This is a genomic window from Rhodococcus sp. PAE-6 (assembly GCF_025290685.1).
In the GTDB taxonomy this organism is placed as follows: domain Bacteria; phylum Actinomycetota; class Actinomycetes; order Mycobacteriales; family Mycobacteriaceae; genus Rhodococcus; species Rhodococcus pyridinivorans.
The window spans coordinates 727,371-745,887 of the sequence record NZ_JAOCLZ010000001.1 but is presented as its reverse complement, the minus strand read 5'-3'; the positions used below and the strand labels follow the sequence as shown (position 1 = coordinate 745,887).

The 18,517-nt window shown below is 68.9% G+C and carries 19 protein-coding genes; 13 read left to right on the top strand and 6 right to left on the bottom strand.

Annotation, left to right across the window (positions count from 1 at the left end; all coding sequences use genetic code 11):
• Nucleotides 1-15: 15 nt before the first annotated feature.
• Nucleotides 16-1,332, bottom strand: coding sequence for a ClC family H(+)/Cl(-) exchange transporter (locus NVV99_RS03445; protein WP_024100632.1), 1,317 nt, complete (start codon nt 1,330-1,332; stop codon nt 16-18).
• A gap of 142 nt (nt 1,333-1,474) precedes the next feature.
• Nucleotides 1,475-1,741, bottom strand: a complete 267-nt coding sequence (locus tag NVV99_RS03440) for a hypothetical protein (protein WP_006550968.1) — start codon at nt 1,739-1,741, stop codon at nt 1,475-1,477.
• A gap of 114 nt (nt 1,742-1,855) precedes the next feature.
• On the opposite strand from NVV99_RS03440, the gene NVV99_RS03435 reads away from it, so the two are divergent.
• Complete coding sequence (locus tag NVV99_RS03435; RefSeq protein ID WP_006550969.1) at nt 1,856-2,620, top strand: siderophore-interacting protein; 765 nt, start codon at nt 1,856-1,858, stop codon at nt 2,618-2,620.
• Between the two features lie 15 nt (nt 2,621-2,635).
• Here the strand turns inward: NVV99_RS03435 and NVV99_RS03430 are convergent, their stop codons facing one another.
• A complete protein-coding gene (locus NVV99_RS03430) occupies nt 2,636-3,823 on the bottom strand; it encodes a multidrug effflux MFS transporter (RefSeq protein ID WP_024100634.1) in 1,188 nt (395 codons plus the stop codon).
• 85 nt (nt 3,824-3,908) lie between these two features.
• Here NVV99_RS03430 and NVV99_RS03425 point away from each other — a divergent pair, with 85 nt between their 5' ends.
• Entirely contained in the window at nt 3,909-4,847 is a 939-nt protein-coding gene (locus NVV99_RS03425; protein ID WP_006550971.1) for a tyrosine recombinase XerC, read from the top strand.
• A gap of 66 nt (nt 4,848-4,913) precedes the next feature.
• Nucleotides 4,914-6,440 carry a MinD/ParA family protein gene (locus NVV99_RS03420; protein ID WP_024100635.1) on the top strand — a complete coding sequence of 509 codons (1,527 nt, stop codon included), beginning with the start codon at nt 4,914-4,916 and terminating at the stop codon, nt 6,438-6,440.
• Nucleotides 6,441-6,490: 50 nt separating this feature from the next.
• Here NVV99_RS03420 and NVV99_RS03415 read toward each other — a convergent pair whose 3' ends face one another.
• A complete protein-coding gene (locus tag NVV99_RS03415) occupies nt 6,491-6,994 on the bottom strand; it encodes a M23 family metallopeptidase (protein ID WP_024100636.1) in 504 nt (167 codons plus the stop codon).
• Nucleotides 6,995-7,301: 307 nt separating this feature from the next.
• On the opposite strand from NVV99_RS03415, the gene rpsB reads away from it, so the two are divergent.
• The 6 genes from rpsB (at nt 7,302) to NVV99_RS03385 (ending at nt 12,303) form a co-directional block, all read left to right on the top strand.
• A complete protein-coding gene (gene rpsB, locus NVV99_RS03410) occupies nt 7,302-8,144 on the top strand; it encodes a 30S ribosomal protein S2 (RefSeq protein ID WP_024100637.1) in 843 nt (280 codons plus the stop codon).
• A gap of 130 nt (nt 8,145-8,274) precedes the next feature.
• Nucleotides 8,275-9,099, top strand: coding sequence for a translation elongation factor Ts (gene tsf / locus NVV99_RS03405; RefSeq protein WP_006550975.1), 825 nt, complete (start codon nt 8,275-8,277; stop codon nt 9,097-9,099).
• A gap of 197 nt (nt 9,100-9,296) precedes the next feature.
• Nucleotides 9,297-10,025 carry a UMP kinase gene (pyrH, locus tag NVV99_RS03400; protein ID WP_006550976.1) on the top strand — a complete coding sequence of 243 codons (729 nt, stop codon included), beginning with the start codon at nt 9,297-9,299 and terminating at the stop codon, nt 10,023-10,025.
• 28 nt (nt 10,026-10,053) lie between these two features.
• Nucleotides 10,054-10,611, top strand: coding sequence for a ribosome recycling factor (gene frr, locus NVV99_RS03395; protein WP_024100638.1), 558 nt, complete (start codon nt 10,054-10,056; stop codon nt 10,609-10,611).
• Between the two features lie 2 nt (nt 10,612-10,613).
• Nucleotides 10,614-11,552, top strand: coding sequence for a phosphatidate cytidylyltransferase (locus NVV99_RS03390; RefSeq protein ID WP_006550978.1), 939 nt, complete (start codon nt 10,614-10,616; stop codon nt 11,550-11,552).
• Nucleotides 11,553-11,559: 7 nt separating this feature from the next.
• Nucleotides 11,560-12,303 carry a class I SAM-dependent methyltransferase gene (locus NVV99_RS03385; RefSeq protein WP_051424817.1) on the top strand — a complete coding sequence of 248 codons (744 nt, stop codon included), beginning with the start codon at nt 11,560-11,562 and terminating at the stop codon, nt 12,301-12,303.
• A 12-nt stretch (nt 12,304-12,315) separates the two neighbouring features.
• On the opposite strand, the gene NVV99_RS03380 is transcribed toward NVV99_RS03385, so the two are convergent.
• Nucleotides 12,316-13,149 carry a CoA ester lyase gene (locus NVV99_RS03380; RefSeq protein WP_024100640.1) on the bottom strand — a complete coding sequence of 278 codons (834 nt, stop codon included), beginning with the start codon at nt 13,147-13,149 and terminating at the stop codon, nt 12,316-12,318.
• A gap of 136 nt (nt 13,150-13,285) precedes the next feature.
• On the opposite strand from NVV99_RS03380, the gene rlmN reads away from it, so the two are divergent.
• Nucleotides 13,286-14,395 (top strand): 23S rRNA (adenine(2503)-C(2))-methyltransferase RlmN, encoded by a 1,110-nt coding sequence (gene rlmN, locus NVV99_RS03375; RefSeq protein WP_024100641.1) that lies wholly within the window; start codon nt 13,286-13,288, stop codon nt 14,393-14,395.
• Between the two features lie 66 nt (nt 14,396-14,461).
• Here the strand turns inward: rlmN and NVV99_RS03370 are convergent, their stop codons facing one another.
• The gene (locus tag NVV99_RS03370; RefSeq protein ID WP_024100642.1) at nt 14,462-14,710 is read right to left on the bottom strand and encodes a DUF2631 domain-containing protein; all 249 of its coding nucleotides are present in this window, start codon (nt 14,708-14,710) and stop codon (nt 14,462-14,464) included.
• Between the two features lie 151 nt (nt 14,711-14,861).
• Here NVV99_RS03370 and dxr point away from each other — a divergent pair, with 151 nt between their 5' ends.
• The 3 genes from dxr to ispG are packed head-to-tail and all read left to right on the top strand — an operon-like array spanning nt 14,862 to nt 18,446.
• Nucleotides 14,862-16,013 carry a 1-deoxy-D-xylulose-5-phosphate reductoisomerase gene (dxr, locus tag NVV99_RS03365; RefSeq protein WP_041803305.1) on the top strand — a complete coding sequence of 384 codons (1,152 nt, stop codon included), beginning with the start codon at nt 14,862-14,864 and terminating at the stop codon, nt 16,011-16,013.
• 15 nt (nt 16,014-16,028) lie between these two features.
• Nucleotides 16,029-17,246, top strand: a complete 1,218-nt coding sequence (locus tag NVV99_RS03360) for an RIP metalloprotease (RefSeq protein ID WP_024100644.1) — start codon at nt 16,029-16,031, stop codon at nt 17,244-17,246.
• 45 nt (nt 17,247-17,291) lie between these two features.
• A complete protein-coding gene (gene ispG, locus NVV99_RS03355; RefSeq protein ID WP_024100645.1) occupies nt 17,292-18,446 on the top strand; it encodes a flavodoxin-dependent (E)-4-hydroxy-3-methylbut-2-enyl-diphosphate synthase in 1,155 nt (384 codons plus the stop codon).
• Nucleotides 18,447-18,517 lie beyond the last annotated feature (71 nt).

The window sequence follows — 18,517 nt, the reverse complement described above, 5'->3', positions numbered from 1 at the left end:
GACGCCCGGGGCGGTCTACCCCCGGTCGGGAGGGGTGCCGAACATGCGGTCGCGCAGGCTGTCGTAGATGGGCGGGACCCGCGTGGAATACGCCACGACGACGGCGCAGATCGTCGCGGCGAGCATCGGGACCGTCACTCCCGTCGCCGCGGTCATCTCCACGACGAGGACGACTCCGGTGATCGGGGCCCGCACCGACGCGCCGAAGAGAGCGGCCATCCCCGCGATGGCCATCGGCACGGCCAGGGACGACCCGATCCCGGGGACGATCGCGGTACAGATCCCGGCGCACAACAGACCCCAGAGAGCGCCCAGTGCGAGGAGCGGCGCGAACAGTCCGCCCGGTGTCCCGGCCGCGTACGACAGCGGGCCGGCGACGAACCGCAGCAGGACGTACCAGGCGACCACCGGCAGTGCGAGCGCACCACCGCTCACCACGTGCTGGACGAGGGAGTCGCCGCCACCGCCGGCCCACGGTGCGACCACGGACAACAACCCGACGAGTCCGCCGATGATTGCAGCCTTCATCACCGGGGAGAGCAACCGGACCGACTCCACCACGCTCAGCGAGCCCAGGACCATCCGGTTGTAGGCCGCGCCGAGCAGTCCGGTGAGCAGACCGAACACCACGAACACGGGCAGCAGGACGATCGACGGGGGAGCGATGGGGTCCACGGCGAAGTCGGGGGTGTCGCCGACGATCGTCCGCGAGCACACCACCGCGGCGGCCACCGACAGGACGACGGGTACGACCGTGCGGAAACGGAAGCTGCCGGTGACCTCCTCGAAGACGAACAGCGCACCGCCGATCGGGGCATTGAACGCGACCGCGAGTCCGGCACCGGACACCGAGGTCTGCAGCAGACGTTCGTGCTCGGGACGCCGGGCGCAGCGTGCGGTCTCGGCGCCCACCGCGGCACCCATGTGCACGATCGGGCCCTCCCGTCCCAGGACGAGACCCGACCCGATCGACAGGAGCGCCCCGACGAATCTGGAGGGCAGCACCGACAGAGGTGGGGGCTCGGCCTGCCCGCGGTCGACGGCTTCGACGTGCTGGATTCCGCTACCCGAGGCGAGGGGGACCATCCGGACGATCAGCGCTGCGAGCAGAGCGCCAAGGATCGTGATTCCCACCGGCACGAGCCATCCCGGACCGGGAAGTTCGTGCGCCCACTCCGCGGTGTGGATCCGCCATCGCTCGAGCCGTTCCAGGCACCAGCGGAAGGCCCCGCCGACGACGCCGATGACGGCGCCGGCCACGATCGCCAGCACACAGATCGTCGCCAGTTCGCGAGCGGGAACGGTAGGTTCCCGCACGTTCTCGATGTCCACCCGGCGCCCTCCGACCTGCCGCCGACGCGCCGATCCGCCCGGCGGTGCCGGAGACGGTCGCGCGAAGGAGTCGTGACCGTATGCTCACAGACTCCGAGACGTTTCGCGGGGACGCGCGAGGGTGAATTCGGAGGAGGACCGCCTACTCGGCCGAGGTGTCGGCGGTCGGCTCGTCCTCGACGTACCAAGCGCGGTCCTCGCGGTCCCATTTCACGGCACCGCGGTGGGCCTTGCGGAACTCCTTGAGGACGGCGCGGTCGATCGAGGGGTGGCCGTTGTCGTTCACGTAGATCCACTCGGAGCCGAACTTGGCCTCGATCGCGTCGACCATGTCGGTCTGGGTGACCCTGCGTTCGGTGGTGATGATGTCGGTCATCCATGTGGCGATGTCGGCCGCGGTGGTGCTCATGTTCTCGAGCCTAGAGCCTCGCCGATCGTGACCTCCCCGCCGCACCCCGCGACAGAGTACGGTGACGCGAGATAGGTAACCCTAATAGGAGGTTCGGTGGCACGGAAAGCGCCCATGGGGACGACACTGACGGTTCTGCGGACCGAGGCGATCGGCGAGCACTTCGTCCGCGTGGTGCTCGGCGGAGACGGCTTCGGCGAGTTCCAGGCCCGTGCGGAGACCGACAGCTACGTGAAGATCGAGCTGCCCGCGGGGGACGAGACGGTCGTCCGCACCTACACCGTCCGGCGCGTGGACCCGGACGCCGGGGAGATCTGGATCGACTTCGTCGTGCACGGCGACGAGGGTGTCGCGGGGCCGTGGGCTCGCTCGGTGCAACCGGGCACGCAGGTCGTGGTGCGGGGACCCGGCGCGGGATACCGGCCCGATCGCTCCGCCGACTTCCATCTGCTCGCCGGCGACGAGACCGCGATCCCTGCGATCGCGACTGCGCTCGAGGACCTGCCCGCCGACGCGCGGGGCGCGGTCTTCCTGGAGGTCATCGGTCCAGGCGACGAACTGAAACTCGACGCGCCGGCGGGTGTGGACATCACGTGGCTCCATCGCGGTGTCGCGGCCGGTGACGCCGGTGCCGACCTGATCGACGGCAACTCGCCGCTCGTCGCAGCGGTGAAGGCCCTGCCCTGGCCGGGCGGCGACGTGCAGGTCTTCGTGCATGGTGAGGCCGAGGCCGTCATGAAGCACATCCGGCCGTACCTGCGGAAGGAACGGGCCGTACCGCCGGCACGCGCGTCGATCTCGGGTTACTGGCGTCGCGGACGCACCGAGGAGGGCTTCCGCGTATGGAAGAGCGAACTGGCGGCCGTCGAGAGCAACTGACGGCGGCGGTTCGCGTCAGCTCGAGGACTCGCGCGCCGGCACCGCGGCCGAGTCACGCGCCAGCACCGCAGCGGAGGTGAGCGCGAGTCCCGAGCACACGACGATGGCGACGGCCATCGGGATACCTGTGCCTTCGCCGCCGAGCCCGACGAGGGGGGAGACCACGGCGGCGAGACCGAACTGGGAGGCGCCGATCACGGCGGAGCCCGTACCGGCCGCCTTCGGGACCTGCGACTGGGCCAGCGCGGTGGCGTTGCCCAGCGTCAGGCCCATCATGCTGATCGCGACGAACAGCAGCGGCAGGATCAGCGCCGCGACGTAGCCGACGACGACCATCGTCAGCAACAGCAGGGCGCCCGCCGTGAACATGGTGGTCACACCGAAGAGCAGCAGTGTCCGCACCTCGAACCGGCCGATGAGGCGGGTGTTGACGGCATTGGCCAGCACGAGACCGGCCGAGTTCACGGCGAACACCATCGAGAACTGGCCGGGGCTCAGACCGAGGATGTTCTGGGTGACGAACGGCGAGGCCGAGATGTACGAGAACATGGCGCCGAAGCCCAGGGCCATCGCGGCGGCGTAACCGACGAAGCGTCGCTGCCGGAGGACGTACCCGAAGTTGCCGGCCATCGTCTTCAGACCGCCGCCGTGCCGCTTCTCCGGCGGCAGGGTCTCCGGGACGAACGCGAAGGCGCCGACGGCCATCAGGACGGCCAGGCCCGTGAGCACCCAGAAGATGCCGCGCCATCCGATCGGTCCCAGCAGCACACCACCGAGCAGAGGAGCGGCGACGGGCGCGATGCCACCGATGATCATCATCAGGCTGAACAGCTTGGCGGCCTGATTGCCTCGCGCCCGGTCGGCGATGACCGCCCGGGCGAGGACGATGCCGGTGCCGCCGCTGAAGCCCTGGACCAGACGCGCAGCGATCAGGATCTCGACGGTGGGTGCCATCGCGCAGATCGCGCTGCTCACCGCCAGGACGATCGTGCCGGCGAGGATCAGCCGTCGACGGCCCCAGCCGTCCGACAGGGGACCCACGAGCAGCTGGCCGAGTCCGAGACCCGCCATGAACGTCGTGAGTGTGAGCTGGACGCCGACGGTCGAACTGCCCAGGCTCTCCGCCATGACGGGAAGTCCCGGGAGGTACATGTCCGTGGCGAGCGGCGCGATCGCCGACAGCAACGCCAGGGCGCACAACATCGGTACCGGGATCGTTTTGTTCACGAAAGCACCTTAGTCGGCGCGGGCCGTTGCACCCGAGGCGGTCGTGCCGCACGGTAGACCCATGCGAGGCAAGGAATCCGACATGCTCCCCGCGACGCTGGACGTGCACCTCGGGGACTTCGTCGACCACCTCCGCCTCGAAGGCAACCGCTCGGAACACACGATCCGCGCCTATCGCGCCGACATCCGTTCGCTGTTGCAGCACCTCGCCGACCGGAATCCCGATGCGCGCATCACCGACCTCGACCTCGATCTGCTGCGATCCTGGCTCGCCGGGATGGTGGCGGCGGGAGCGGCCCGCACCACGCTCGCGCGGCGCACCTCGTCGGCACGCGTCTTCACGGCATGGCTCGTACGCACCCGCCGACTCGACGCCGATCCGGCGACGCGTCTGGTCTCGCCACGTCCGCACCGCTCCCTGCCCGCCGTGCTCCGCGACGACCAGGCACTGGAGATCATGGAGGCCGCGAAATCCGGTGCGCGTGAACTCGATCCCGTCGCACTGCGTGACCGGGTGATCGTCGAGCTGCTCTATGCCACCGGAATCCGGGTCGGTGAGCTGTGCGCGGTCGACATCGACGACGTCGACGCCGAGCGGCGGGTCGTCCGGGTTCTCGGCAAGGGCGACAAGGAACGGATCGTTCCCTACGGAGGTCCCGCGGCAGAGGCGCTCGACGCGTGGCTGCGTCACGGACGCCCGCATCTCGCACGACCGTCGTCGGGTGCGGCGCTGCTGCTGGGCAAGCGTGGTGGCCGGATCGATCAGCGGCAGGTCCGGTCTGTGGTGCACGACGCCGTCTCGTCGGTGCCGGGCGCACCCGACCTCGCACCGCACGGCCTGCGGCACAGTGCTGCGACGCACCTGCTCGAAGGGGGAGCGGACCTGCGCGTGGTCCAGGAGGTGCTGGGCCATTCGAGTCTGGCCACCACGCAGCTCTACACCCACGTGTCGGTGGCGCGTCTGCGCGCCGCGCACGATCAGGCTCATCCCCGCGCCTGATCGGCCTGCCCGAGAAGCCGTCCCGGTTTGATAGCGTGCGCCGGCACCATCGAATCGGGGGAACAGATGAGACGCAACGAACCGGGTCCTGCCGTGCCCGCCTGGCTGCAGGACCCACCGGAATCCGGAACCGACCACGCGCGACGCGGCCTCCGCCGCGCGGCCAGAGTCGCCGAGACGCTCGGCTCCTCCACTTCGCCTGGCGACGGTGCGATTCCGCCCACTGCCTCCGCTCCGATCGAGATGACGGCCTCCGTGCCTCTCGGCATGGCGTTGCGGCCCCGGATCAGCGCAGACGACCCGGAGCCGGAGGCGTCCGAACCGCTCGTCGCGCACAAACCGGCGCGACCCGAGAATCCGGTGCTCCCATCGTCGGAGCCCGAGGCGGCGGTCTCGGCAGCGACCGATGCGGTGGTTCCGGAAGCCGTGACCGAACCCGAGCCTGAGCCCGTCTTCTCGGAAGCGGCACCCGAAGCCATGGAGACGCAGCCCGACACTGTGGCACCTGCACCTGCACCTGCACCTGCACCTGAGGTGTCGGGCCCGGAGACTACGGAGGTCGCTCTTGGACCGGTCGAACCCGAGGTCTCGGGCCCGCTACCGGCGCGAACGGACGCTCCGGTCGACGACCTGCAACACGAGGCCCATCGGTTCGACCATCAGCCGTCGAATGTCGACCTCGCGTCGGGAGTGCTCGTCCGCAGGTCACGACGTTCCACGCGGCGGTGGCGGGAGCGGGTCGACCGGCTGACCGGCGGCAGGCTCGACGGAGGAGGCAGTGAGCGCCGCGAGGAGCTCGTCGCCCGGATCCGCCAGCCGATCCCGGGCGACTACCGGATCGCGGTGCTGTCGCTGAAGGGCGGGGTGGGAAAGACCACCACGACCGTCGGGCTCGGGTCGACGTTCGCGTCGCTGCGTGGCGACTGCGTCATCGCCGTCGACGCGAATCCGGACTTCGGCACCCTCGGGCAGAGAATTCCGCAGCAGACCACCTCGACGGTGCGGGACCTGCTCGCGAACGCGTCGAACATCCGCCGGTACTCGGACGTGCGTGCCCACACCTCCCAGGCGCCGAGCCGGCTCGAAGTGCTCGCGAGCGAACGCGATCCCGCTGCCTCCCAAGCGTTCAGCGAGGAGGACTACCGCCGCGTCGTCGGCATTCTGCAGGTCTACTACAACGTGATCCTCACCGACTGCGGGACCGGGATCATGCATTCGGTTATGCGGGGCGTGCTGGACCTGGCGAACACCCTCGTCCTCGTCGCCTCACCTGCGGTCGACGCGGCCCGCAGTGCGGCGGCGACCCTCGACTGGCTGCAGGCGCACGGCTACTCCGACCTGGTCGAACGCACGGTCGTGGTGATCAGCTCGCCGCGCCCGGGTGCGGCGAGCATCGACATGGACGCGCTGACCGCGCATTTCCTCGCGCGGTGCCGGGCGGTGAAGGTGCTGCCCTTCGACGAGCATCTCGCCGAGGGAGCCGAGATCGATCTCGAACGCCTCCGCCCCGCGACACGCACGGCGTTCGTCGAACTCGCCGCGATGGTCGCCGACGACTTCCCTGCACTGTCGGGTCGACACGCGGGGCGCTAGTCGGGTCGACACGCAGTGCGCCAGGCGGGGCGCACGGGCCCCGGGACGTCTCATACCGGCAGCAGGCGGATCACCGGGCGCTCGACGAGGGGCAGCGGGTCGAGATAGTCGTCGCGGCCGCGTCGGAGTCCCCAGTGCAGGCATGCGGGGGAGGCGCAGCCATCGTGACCGGCGACGACGGTGCCGATGGGATCGCCCCTCGTCACCCGGCGACCCGCGGCGACCGCCGCCTCCACCGGCTCGTAGGTGGTGCGCAGCCCGCCCTCGTGATCGACGGAGACCACAGGCTTCCCTGCCACGACACCGGCGAACGCGACGACGCCGTCACCGGCGGCCACGACGGTCTGCCCCACGTGTGCGTCGAGGTCGACACCGCGGTGACCGGGGAGCCAGTTCTGCTCGGGCGGGTCGAACTGCCGGCTCACGACCGGCCGGGGATCGAGCGGCCACACGAACCGTCCGGCGTCGGCCGATCCGGGTCCCGGCGCAGCGGTGAGCACGACGACCACGGCGATCACGACGGCGAGCGACCGGAGGGGAGCGGTGAGGAGCATGCCCGCCAGCCTCGTGAATCGGAGTCGCTGCGCACCAGGGGGCGACGCGATCTGTGGACAACTCCGGATCCGTCCACAGGTCCGGTGACTCCCGGTTAGGGATCCGCGCCTGCTCCGCGTACACTTGTCGGGCGGTCTGTATACGCAGATCGACTTCGCGCGTCCGCGCATCGATGCCGACCCGTTTCTCCGGGCCGCATCGGAAATGGCCGTCGGCCGGTCCCGCAAGGGTTCGACGGGCATGTGGGCGCCAGGGCGGGGATCGGAAGATCCACCGCGGAAACCGACACGAAAGAGAGAAACAGGCATGCCTGTTGTGACTATGCGGCAGCTGCTCGACAGCGGCGCCCACTTCGGACACCAGACCCGTCGCTGGAACCCGAAGATGAAGCGGTTCATCTTCACCGACCGCAACGGCATCTACATCATCGACCTGCAGCAGACCCTGACGTACATCGACAAGGCGTACGAGTTCGTCAAGGAGACCGTCGCTCACGGTGGAACCGTGCTGTTCGTCGGCACCAAGAAGCAGGCTCAGGAATCCATCGCCGAAGAGGCCACCCGCGTGGGCATGCCCTACGTGAACCAGCGCTGGCTCGGCGGCATGCTCACCAACTTCTCGACCGTTCACAAGCGCCTGCAGCGCCTGAAGGAGCTCGAGTCGATGGAGCAGACCGGCGGCTTCGAGGGACGCACCAAGAAGGAAATCCTCATGCTCACGCGTGAGAAGAACAAGCTGGAGCGCACCCTCGGCGGCATCCGCGACATGGCGAAGGTTCCGTCGGCGATCTGGGTCGTCGACACCAACAAGGAGCACATCGCCGTCGGTGAGGCCCGCAAGCTGAACATCCCGGTCATCGCCATCCTCGACACCAACTGTGATCCGGACCTCGTCGACTACCCGATCCCGGGCAACGACGACGCGATCCGTTCCGCGGCGTTGCTGACCAAGGTCGTCGCTTCCGCCGTCGCCGAGGGCCTGCAGGCCCGCGCCGGCAAGAGCAGCGACGCGGAGGCCAAGCCCGAGGCCGGTGCCGAGCCTCTCGCCGAGTGGGAGCAGGAGCTGCTCGCGCAGGCCACCCCCGCCGCCGACGCCGAGGCGCCCGCAGCGGACGTAGCCCCCGCAGCAGACGCGGCCCCCGAGGCCTGATTCGTTGCCCGGCCCCGACCTTCCGATCGAGAGATCCTGGTCGGGGCCGTCGCATCGCGGCCCGAGCTCATCCGCGCGACAGGGCCGCCCCCAGAGACTTTTCCACCACAGACACAGGAGGCTCGCTTCCATGGCGAACTACACCGCCGCCGACGTCAAGCGTCTCCGTGAGCTCACCGGCTCCGGAATGCTGGACTGCAAGAATGCTCTCGCCGACAACGACGGCGACTTCGACAAGGCCGTCGAGCAGCTGCGCATCAAGGGTGCCAAGGACGTGGGCAAGCGCGCCGAGCGCTCCACCGCCGAAGGCCTCGTCGTCGCCAAGGACGGCGTTCTCGTCGAGCTGAACTCCGAGACCGACTTCGTCGCCAAGAACGACGAGTTCCAGGCTCTCGCCGACAAGGTCGTCACCGCTGCCGCACAGGCCCGCGCGAACGACGTCGAGGCACTCAAGGCCGTCGAGGCCGACGGCAAGACCGTCGACGCCCTCGTCCAGGAGCTGTCCGCGAAGATCGGCGAGAAGCTCGAGCTGCGTCGCGTTGCCGCTTTCGACGGTCAGACCGCCGTCTACCTGCACAAGCGTGCTTCCGACCTGCCGCCGTCCGTCGGCGTGCTCGTCGAGTACACCGGTGAGGGCGACGCTGCTGCAGAGGCCGCTCGCGCTGCCGCGATGCAGATCGCCGCTCTGAAGGCCAAGTACGTCACCCGTGACGAGGTTCCCGAGGACATCGTCGCCAACGAGCGTCGTATCGCCGAGGAGACCGCCAAGGCCGAGGGCAAGCCGGAGCAGGCTCTGCCGAAGATCGTCGAAGGCCGCGTCAACGGCTACTTCAAGGATGTCGTCCTGCTCGAGCAGGCGTCCGTGACGGACTCGAAGAAGACCGTCAAGGCGATCCTCGACGAGGCCGGCGCGAACGTCGTCCGCTTCGTGCGTTTCGAGGTCGGCGCCAGCTAGTTCTTCCACTCCACGACCCCGTCGGTGCTGCTACCGGCGGGGTCGAGGTGTGTCGGGCCACGCCGCCTCGGGGCCCGGAGGCGCCCGCGCGTGCTGCGCGGTGACAGGTGTGGCGTGTCTATCCGCCCGATCTCGGTTCCCGCGAGCGGATGAGGCAGGATGATAAGGGCCGATTCATGCGCAACCAGAGGAGAGTCATGTCCGACCACGCCCACGATCGGCCCGGATTCCGCCGGGTACTGCTCAAGCTCGGCGGCGAGATGTTCGGCGGCGGCAAGGTCGGACTCGACCCGGACGTGGTGACGACGGTGGCCCAGCAGATCGCGGAGGTCGTGCGCGGTGGCGCCGAGGTCGCGGTCGTGATCGGTGGCGGCAACTTCTTCCGCGGCGCCGAACTCCAGCAGCGCGGTCTCGAACGCGCGCGATCCGACTACATGGGCATGCTCGGCACGGTCATGAACTCCCTTGCGCTGCAGGACTTCCTGGAGAAGGAAGGCATCGACACCCGCGTCCAGACCGCCATCACGATGGGGCAGGTCGCCGAGCCCTACCTGCCGCTGCGTGCGCGCCGCCACCTCGAGAAGGGGCGTGTGGTCATCTTCGGTGCCGGCATGGGCATGCCGTACTTCTCCACCGACACCACCGCCGCGCAGCGCGCACTCGAGATCGGCGCCGAGGTCGTCCTCATGGCGAAGGCCGTGGACGGTGTCTATTCCGACGATCCCCGCACGAACCCGGATGCGGTGCTGTTCGAGGAGATCACCCATCGCGAGGTCATCGAACAGGGCCTCAAGGTCGCCGACGCGACCGCCTTCAGCCTGTGCATGGACAACGCCATGCCGATCATGGTCTTCAATCTGCTGACCAAGGGCAATATCGCCCGAGCCATCGCCGGTGAGAAGATCGGAACACTCGTACGGTCATGAACGGACAACGGAACATGGAGGAACTGCCGTGATCGATGAAGCCCTCTTCGAAGCAGAAGAGAAGATGGAGAAGGCCGTCACGGTGGCCCGGGACGATCTGGGTGGCATCCGGACCGGTCGCGCGAACCCGGGCATGTTCAACCGCATCGTCGTCGACTACTACGGGGCTCCCACGCCGATCACGCAGATCGCCAGCATCAATGTTCCCGAGGCGCGCATGGTCATCGTCAAGCCGTACGAGGCCTCGCAGCTGAACGCGATCGAGACCGCGATCCGCAACTCCGATCTCGGTGTCAATCCCACCAACGACGGCAACATCATCCGCATCTCGGTCCCGCAGCTCACCGAGGAGCGTCGCCGCGAACTCGTCAAGCAGGCAAAGGCCAAGGGCGAGGACGCCAAGGTCGCCGTGCGCAACGTCCGCCGCAAGGCGATGGAGGAACTCGGCCGCATCCAGAAGGACGGCGAGGCCGGCGAGGACGATGTGAACCGCGCCGAGAAGGAACTCGACAAGACGACCGCCAAGTACGTCGGTCAGATCGACGAGTTGATCAAGCACAAGGAAGCCGAACTGATGGAGGTCTGACAGTGGGTCGAGCCGACGGGTCCTCCGACCCGCAGCTTCCACTCGGTGCCGGAGCGGACTCGGGTGCCACCCCTGCAGACCCGGCACCGGCCCCCGACCCTGCGTCGGAGCCGGTGAAGAAACCCTCACGGGCGGGACGCGACCTGCCGGCCGCCTTCGCGGTCGGCGGGGGTCTGGGTGCGCTCGTCATCGGGATCCTGCTGTTCGCCCCGAAGGCGTGGCTCGCCGTCGTCGCGATCGCCATCGGCATCGCGACCTGGGAGGTCACCAAGCGTCTGCGTGAAGCCGACGTGCTCGTCCCCAGACTGCCGCTGCTGGCCGGTGGTCAGGCGATGATCTGGCTCGGGTGGCCGTACGGCACAACGGGTGTGCTCGGCGCGTTCGCGGGCACGGTCGTCGTGACGATGCTGTGGCGCCTGTTCGACCACGGTCTCGTCGCGCAGCCACGCAACTACCTGCGCGATACCGCTGTCGCGGTCTTCGTCGCCGCCTGGTTGCCGCTGCTGGCGTCGTTCGCGACCCTCATGGTCCTCGAGGATCAGGGCGCGCAGCGCGTGTTCTGCCTGATGCTCGTGTGCGTGGCGTCGGACATCGGTGGCTACGCAGCGGGCGTGCTCTTCGGTAAGCACCCGATGGTGCCGGCGATCAGCCCGAAGAAGTCCTGGGAGGGGTTCGGCGGGTCGCTCGTGGCGTGCGTCGCCGTCGGCGTCCTCACGGTCATGCTTCTGCTCGACGGCCCGTGGTGGGTCGGTGTGATCCTCGGTGCGGTGCTCGTGTTCACGGCGACGGCCGGAGATCTGATCGAGTCGCAGGTCAAACGCGACCTCGGCATCAAGGACATGGGCACCTTGCTGCCCGGTCACGGCGGCATCATGGACCGGCTCGACTCGATCCTGCCGTCGGCCTTCGTCACCTGGCTGATCCTCACGGCCTTCGTGTAGTCGGCCGATGGTGCGTCCGTCGAAGCTTCGTGCGCCGAAGTCGGGAAGTGGTGTGATCGCCAGCCCCAACATCTGGCACTGGCCCGAGGTGTACGAGGAGGAGAACCGCGCGCAGGACCCCCGCGGCGCCGTGTACGCGGCGCTGCGGGAGGCCGCGGACTGGATCGGCCGCCACGTCGTCGACGTCGGGTGCGGTTCGGGTTTCCACCTTCCGATGTTCGCGGCCGGCGCACGCACGGTGACCGGAATCGAGCCGCACCCGCCGCTGGTCGCCGCGGCCCGCACCCGCGTGAAAGGTCTTCCGTCGGTCACCGTGATGGAAGGCTCCGCCGCGGACATGCCGCTGCCTGACGCCTCGGTCGATCTCGTCCACGCCCGCACCGCCTACTTCTTCGGCCCCGGGTGCGGCGCCGGAATCCTCGAGGCCATGCGGGTGCTGCGTCCCGGCGGGGCGCTCGCCGTCGTCGACCTGGACGCCACCGCCCATCCCTACGGCGACTGGATGCGCGACGACCTCCCGCACTACGACCCGGCCGCGGTCGAGGCGTTCTTCGAGGCGCAGGGATTCGATCTGCGCCGCATCGACACGCTGTGGGAGTTCCCGGACCGCGCGACCCTCGAGCGGGTGCTCGGCATCGAGTTCGCACCCCGCGTCGCGACCCGGGCGATCCGGGAGACACCCGGCACGACGCTTACCGTCCGCTACCGGCTGCACGTGCGCCGCAGACCCATCGGCCTGGAACTGAGCTGAGACCGGTCAGCGCTACCGGCCGATACCGAACATCCGCGCCAGCTCGGTGATCTTCTTCGCCTTCGCGAGGTTCGGCAGGTCGCTGCCGTCGCGGACGTTGCGCCCGTCCTCACCGAGCTTGTCGATGATGCCTTCCGCCCAGTCCACGTCCGTGCTGTTCGGGCTCAGAGCCACGTTCGCGTACGACGCGCGTTCGCCGGTCATGCACAACTTGCCGGTCATCCCCATCGAGCGCGTCAGCTCGGCCTCACGTTCGAGGACCTCGGGGTCGTCGCTGAGTGTGGGTCCGTCGATGGGTCCCGGCAGGCGCGCGGCGCGGCTTGTGATGACCAACCGCGATCGCGCGTACGCCATCGCCATCGGGCTGTCGCTCATGCCGGTGTCGCGCCGGAAGTCGCCGCTGCCGAAGACCAGGCGGAAGGTGCCCTCCGCGCGGGCGATCTCGGGAGCCGCCTCGAGACCCATCGCTGACTCGATCAACACGAGGATGCGCGTGCCCTCCGGCAGCAGGTCGGCGGTGGCCTCGACCTGGTGACCGCTCTCCGCCTTCGCGAGCATGACGCCCTGCAGGCCCGATAGGCCGGCGAGCGCGGCGAGATCGTCGGCCCAGAACGACGTGGTGGCGTCGTTGACCCGCACCCAGGCCTTCCCACCCTCGTGCAGCCACGCCACGATGCCGTCGCGAGCGGCGGGTTTGGCCGCGGCGGGTACGGCATCCTCGAGGTCGAGCACCACCGCATCGGCGGGCGAGTCGGCGGCGGCGTCGAAGAGATCGGGGGAGCGGCCCGGAACGAGCAACCACGAGCGTGCGACTTCGGGAGCGACGAGACCGGTCATGATGTCCATGCTCCCGTATTCCCCCTCCGCGCCCGGGTGACTCGGCGTGAGGGAGACCGAGCGGTGACACCGGCACAGGAATGGGGGCGAGTATCACAGCGACGCCCGGACCCATCCGTCCCGGATCATGGGATAATAGGTGATTATGGCTTCTTCCCTGCCCCTGGTCTTCGATGCACCCAAGCGTGGTCTTCCGCCGCGCCATCTTGCCGACCTCGACGCAGATCAGCGTCGTGATGCGGTGCGCGAACTGGGGCTTCCGGCCTTTCGCGCCGACCAGCTCGCCCGCCAGTACTACGGGCGGCTCGAGGCGGATCCGGTGAAGATGACCGATCTGCCCGCCGCCGTCCGCGACAAGGTGGGGGAGGCGTTGTTCCCGCCTCTGCTCAGCGCGGTCCGGCACATCGCGTGCGACGGAGGGGAGACTCGCAAGACCCTGTGGCGCGCCCACGACGGCACCCTGCTCGAGAGCGTCCTCATGCGCTATCCCGACCGCGCCACGCTGTGCATCTCCAGCCAGGCCGGATGCGGCATGGCATGCCCGTTCTGTGCGACCGGCCAGGGCGGCCTCGACCGGAACCTGTCCACGGCGGAGATCGTCGATCAGGTGCGTGCGGCTGCTGCGGCGCTGCGCGACGGTGACGTCGCCGGCGGACCCGGACGGCTGTCGAACGTCGTGTTCATGGGCATGGGCGAGCCGCTCGCGAACTACAAGCGGGTGGTCGCGGCGGTGCGCCGCATCACCTCACCTGCCCCCGAAGGGCTCGGCCTGTCGCAGCGCTCGGTCACCGTCTCCACCGTGGGACTGGCACCGGCCATCCGGCGCCTCGCCGACGAAGGACTCAGCGTCACCCTCGCGGTGTCGCTGCACACCCCGGACGACGAACTGCGCGACACCCTCGTCCCGGTCAACAACCGGTGGTCGGTCGCCGAGGTCCTCGAGGCGGCGCGGTACTACGCCGACAAGACCGGCCGGCGCGTCTCGATCGAGTACGCCCTCATCCGCGACGTCAACGACCAGCCGTGGCGCGCCGACATGCTCGGCAAGAAGCTCCACAAGGCTCTCGGGTCGCTCGTGCACGTGAACCTCATCCCGCTCAACCCCACCCCGGGTAGTGAGTGGGACGCCAGCCCGAAGGACGTCGAACGTGAGTTCGTGCGGCGCGTGCAGGCCCAGGGCGTGTCGTGCACCGTGCGCGACACGCGTGGCCAGGAGATCGCGGCAGCCTGCGGGCAGCTCGCCGCCGAAGGCTGAGGCGGCACCGAAGACACGACAGGGCCCGTCCGGAGAATTCCGGACGGGCCCCGAACGTTCGTGGAACTAGCGCAGACGGCGCCGGCGCACCGCGTCGCGCGCGACGATGAACACGAGCAGAGCCGCCGAGCCGATCAGGTACAGGCTCTCCACGTGGCCTTCGTGGTTGCCGATCAGCATCAGCAGCAGGAACACCGCCACGATCAGGGCCATGACGCGGAAGAACCTGGGGGCTTCCCCGCTCCAACCCCACTCGGCGGACGGCACTTCCGCCGCCACATCACCACGAGTGGACTGCAACTCGGTACCGGCCACGGTTTCCTCCTGCTCACCAGATGCTGCTGTTGCTGCTTATCGTGACATACGACCCCGCGTCGTACGAAGCGGGGCATGCGTGCGGTGCGTTCCGACGGGTGGAAGCCGGGCGGTTCAGGAACCGTTCAGGTGCGTGGGGAACAATGCTCGCGTGGCCGAGACTCGATCTTCTTCCCGCACCCGGGTGCTCCTGCTGGGCAGTACCGGTTCCATCGGTACCCAGGCACTCGACGTGATCGCCGCCAATCCCGACGACTTCGAAGTCGTCGGTCTCGCCGCGGGCGGAGGCAAGACGGACCTGCTCGCCGAACAGATCCGCGCGACCGGCGTCCGCGAGGTCGCCGTGGCCGACCCTGACGCTGCCGCACATCTCGACCTGCCGGTCCGGAGCGGCCCGACCGCCGTCACCGAACTCGTACGCGAAGTCGAGGCCGACGTCGTGCTCAACGCCCTGGTCGGTTCCCTCGGTCTCGAACCAACCCTCGCGGCGCTCGACACCGGTGCACGACTCGCGTTGGCGAACAAGGAATCGCTGGTCGCGGGCGGCTCGCTCGTGACGAAGGCGGCGGCGCCGAGCCAGATCGTGCCCGTCGACTCGGAGCACTCCGCGCTCGCGCAGTGCCTGCGCGGCGGCACCGGCGGCGAGGTGGCGCGTCTCGTGCTCACCGCCTCGGGCGGTCCGTTCCGCGGCTGGACCGCCGATCGCCTCGAATCGGTGACGCCCGAACAGGCCGGCGCCCACCCCACCTGGTCGATGGGGCCGATGAACACCCTCAACTCGGCGACCCTCGTCAACAAGGGACTCGAACTCATCGAGACCCATCTGCTCTTCGGTGTGGACTACGACCGGATCGACGTGACAGTGCACCCGCAGTCGATCGTGCACTCGATGGTCACCTTCGTCGACGGATCGACCCTTGCCCAGGCATCGCCGCCGTCGATGAAGCTGCCGATCGCGCTGGCCCTCGGCTGGCCGCACCGAGTCCCGCACGCCGCCCCGGCACTCGACTTCTCGACCGCGTCCACCTGGGAGTTCGAACCCCTCGACGACGACGTCTTCCCCGCCGTGCGGCTCGCGCGCCAAGCGGGCGTGGGCGGCGGATGCCTCACCGCCGTCTACAACGCGGCCAACGAGGTCGCCGCCGAGGCCTTCCTCGCGGGGACGCTGTCGTTCCCGCGGATCGTGCAGACCGTCGAGGCCGTGCTGAACGACGCGCACGAGTGGTCCGCCGAACCCAGTACCGTGGACGACGTGCTCGCCGCCGACGGCTGGGCCCGCGACCGGGCGCGCACACTCGTATAGGAGGATCGGCCACTCATGATGTTCGTACTGGGCGTGGTGGTGTTCGCCCTCGGCATCGCCGTCTCCATCGCCCTGCACGAGGCCGGCCACATGTGGACGGCGCAGAAGCTGGGCATGAAGGTCCGGCGCTATTACATCGGGTTCGGTCCCCGTGTGTTCGCCTTCCGCCGCGGGGAGACCGAATACGGTCTCAAAGCGGTTCCGGCCGGCGGGTTCTGCGACATCGCCGGCATGACGGCCCTGGACGAACTCGCGCCCGACGAGGTCGAGCGCGCGATGTACAAGCAGAAGACGTGGAAGCGTCTCGTCGTGATGTCGGGTGGCATCGCGATGAACTTCCTGCTCGGCATCGTGCTCATCTACGGCCTCGCTGCCAGCGCGGGACTGCCCAACACCGACAACCGTGCGGTGGTCGGCACCGTCGGCTGTGCCGCGCCGACCCAGGACGGGCCGCCCGACTACACCCCGGCCGACTGCTCGGGTCCCGGCCCGGCCGAGCAGGCCGGCATCGAACCGGGCGACGTGATCGTCGCCGTGGACGGGCAGTCCGTCGAGACCTTCGGCGACCTCGTCCGGGCCACGCAGCCCCTGTCGGGCACCGTACCGTTCACCGTCGAGCGTGGTGACGAGACCCTCACCGTGCCCGTCACGGTCCAGCAGGTCCAGCGCTGGGTCTACGAGAGCGAGTCGCTCGACGCCGAACCCGTCTCCCGCACCGTCGGTGCGATCGGGGTCGGGGGAGAGCCGGGCATCATCGAGTACACGCCGCTCTCGGCGATCCCCGCGACCTTCGACTTCACCGGTTACCTGGCGGTCCGCACGGCCGAGGCCCTCGTGAGCCTGCCGAGTAAGGTCGCCGACCTGTGGACGGCCGTCACCGGGGGAGAGCGCGCGGTCGACACCCCGGTCAGTGTCGTGGGCGCCAGTGTCATCGGCGGCCAGTTCGCCGAGCGCGGCATCTGGGAGTCGTTCGTGTTGTTGCTCGCTCAGCTGAACTTCTTCCTCGGTGCGTTCAACCTCCTCCCGCTGCTGCCGCTCGACGGTGGGCACATGGCCGTCGCGATCTACGAGAAGGCCCGCAACTGGCTGCGCGGCCTGCGCGGACTGCCGGTCGGTCCTCCCGTGGACTACATGAAACTGCTGCCGCTGACCTATGTGGCGGTGGTCATCGGTGGCGCCTACATGGTGCTCACCCTTACAGCAGACATCGTCAACCCCATCAAGCTGTTCTGATCTGCGCCGGTAGACTTGCCGAGTAGCGACGAAAGAAGGCGAACTGTGACCAGCCCCGTCGGATTGGGCATGCCCGAAATTCCTGCGGTCCTCGCACCCCGACGCAAGACCCGCCAGCTCATGGTCGGAAATGTCGGCGTCGGCAGCGATCATCCGGTGTCCGTGCAGTCGATGACCACCACGAAGACGCACGACGTGAACGCCACCCTCCAGCAGATCGCGGAGCTCACGGCGTCCGGCTGCGACATCGTGCGTGTCGCGTGCCCGCGTCAGGAGGACGCCGACGCACTCCCGATCATCGCGAAGAAGAGCAAGATCCCGGTAATCGCCGACATCCACTTCCAGCCGCGGTACATCTTCGCCGCGATCGACGCCGGTTGCGCGGCCGTGCGCGTCAATCCCGGCAACATCAAGGAGTTCGACGGTCGCGTCAAGGAGGTCGCCAAGGCGGCCGGAGACGCCGGGATCCCCATCCGGATCGGCGTCAACGCCGGCTCCCTCGACCCCCGGCTCCTCGCCAAGTACGGCAAGGCCACCCCGGAGGCGCTCGTCGAGTCCGCCCTGTGGGAGGCGAGCCTGTTCGAGGAACACGGCTTCGGCGACATCAAGATCTCCGTCAAGCACAACGACCCCGTCGTGATGGTCGAGGCCTACCGGCAGCTCGCCGCGCAGTGCGACTACCCGCTGCACCTCGGTGTGACCGAGGCCGGCCCCGCCTTCCAGGGCACCATCAAGTCGGCCGTCGCCTTCGGTGCGCTGCTGAGCGAGGGCATCGGCGACACCATCCGCGTGTCCCTGTCGGCGCCGCCCGCCGAGGAGATCAAGGTCGGCACGCAGATCCTGCAGTCGCTGAACCTGCGTCCCCGCAAACTCGAGATCGTCTCGTGCCCGTCCTGCGGGCGTGCCCAGGTGGACGTCTACTCCCTCGCCAACGAGGTCACCGCCGGACTCGAGGGCATGGAGGTGCCGCTGCGGGTCGCGGTGATGGGTTGCGTCGTCAACGGACCCGGTGAGGCTCGTGAGGCGGACCTCGGTGTGGCCTCCGGAAACGGCAAGGGCCAGATCTTCGTCAAGGGCAAGGTCATCAAGACCGTGCCCGAGGCGCAGATCGTCGAGACCCTCATCGAGGAAGCGATGCGCATCGCCGACGAGATGGACGGCAACGACTCGGGCGGCGGCCCCGTGGTGTCGGTCGGCTGATACGGGTGGGGCGCACGGGACGGCGTTCTCTCACTTTCGAGGACTCAGGTTTCCACGCCGCCGTCCGGCAT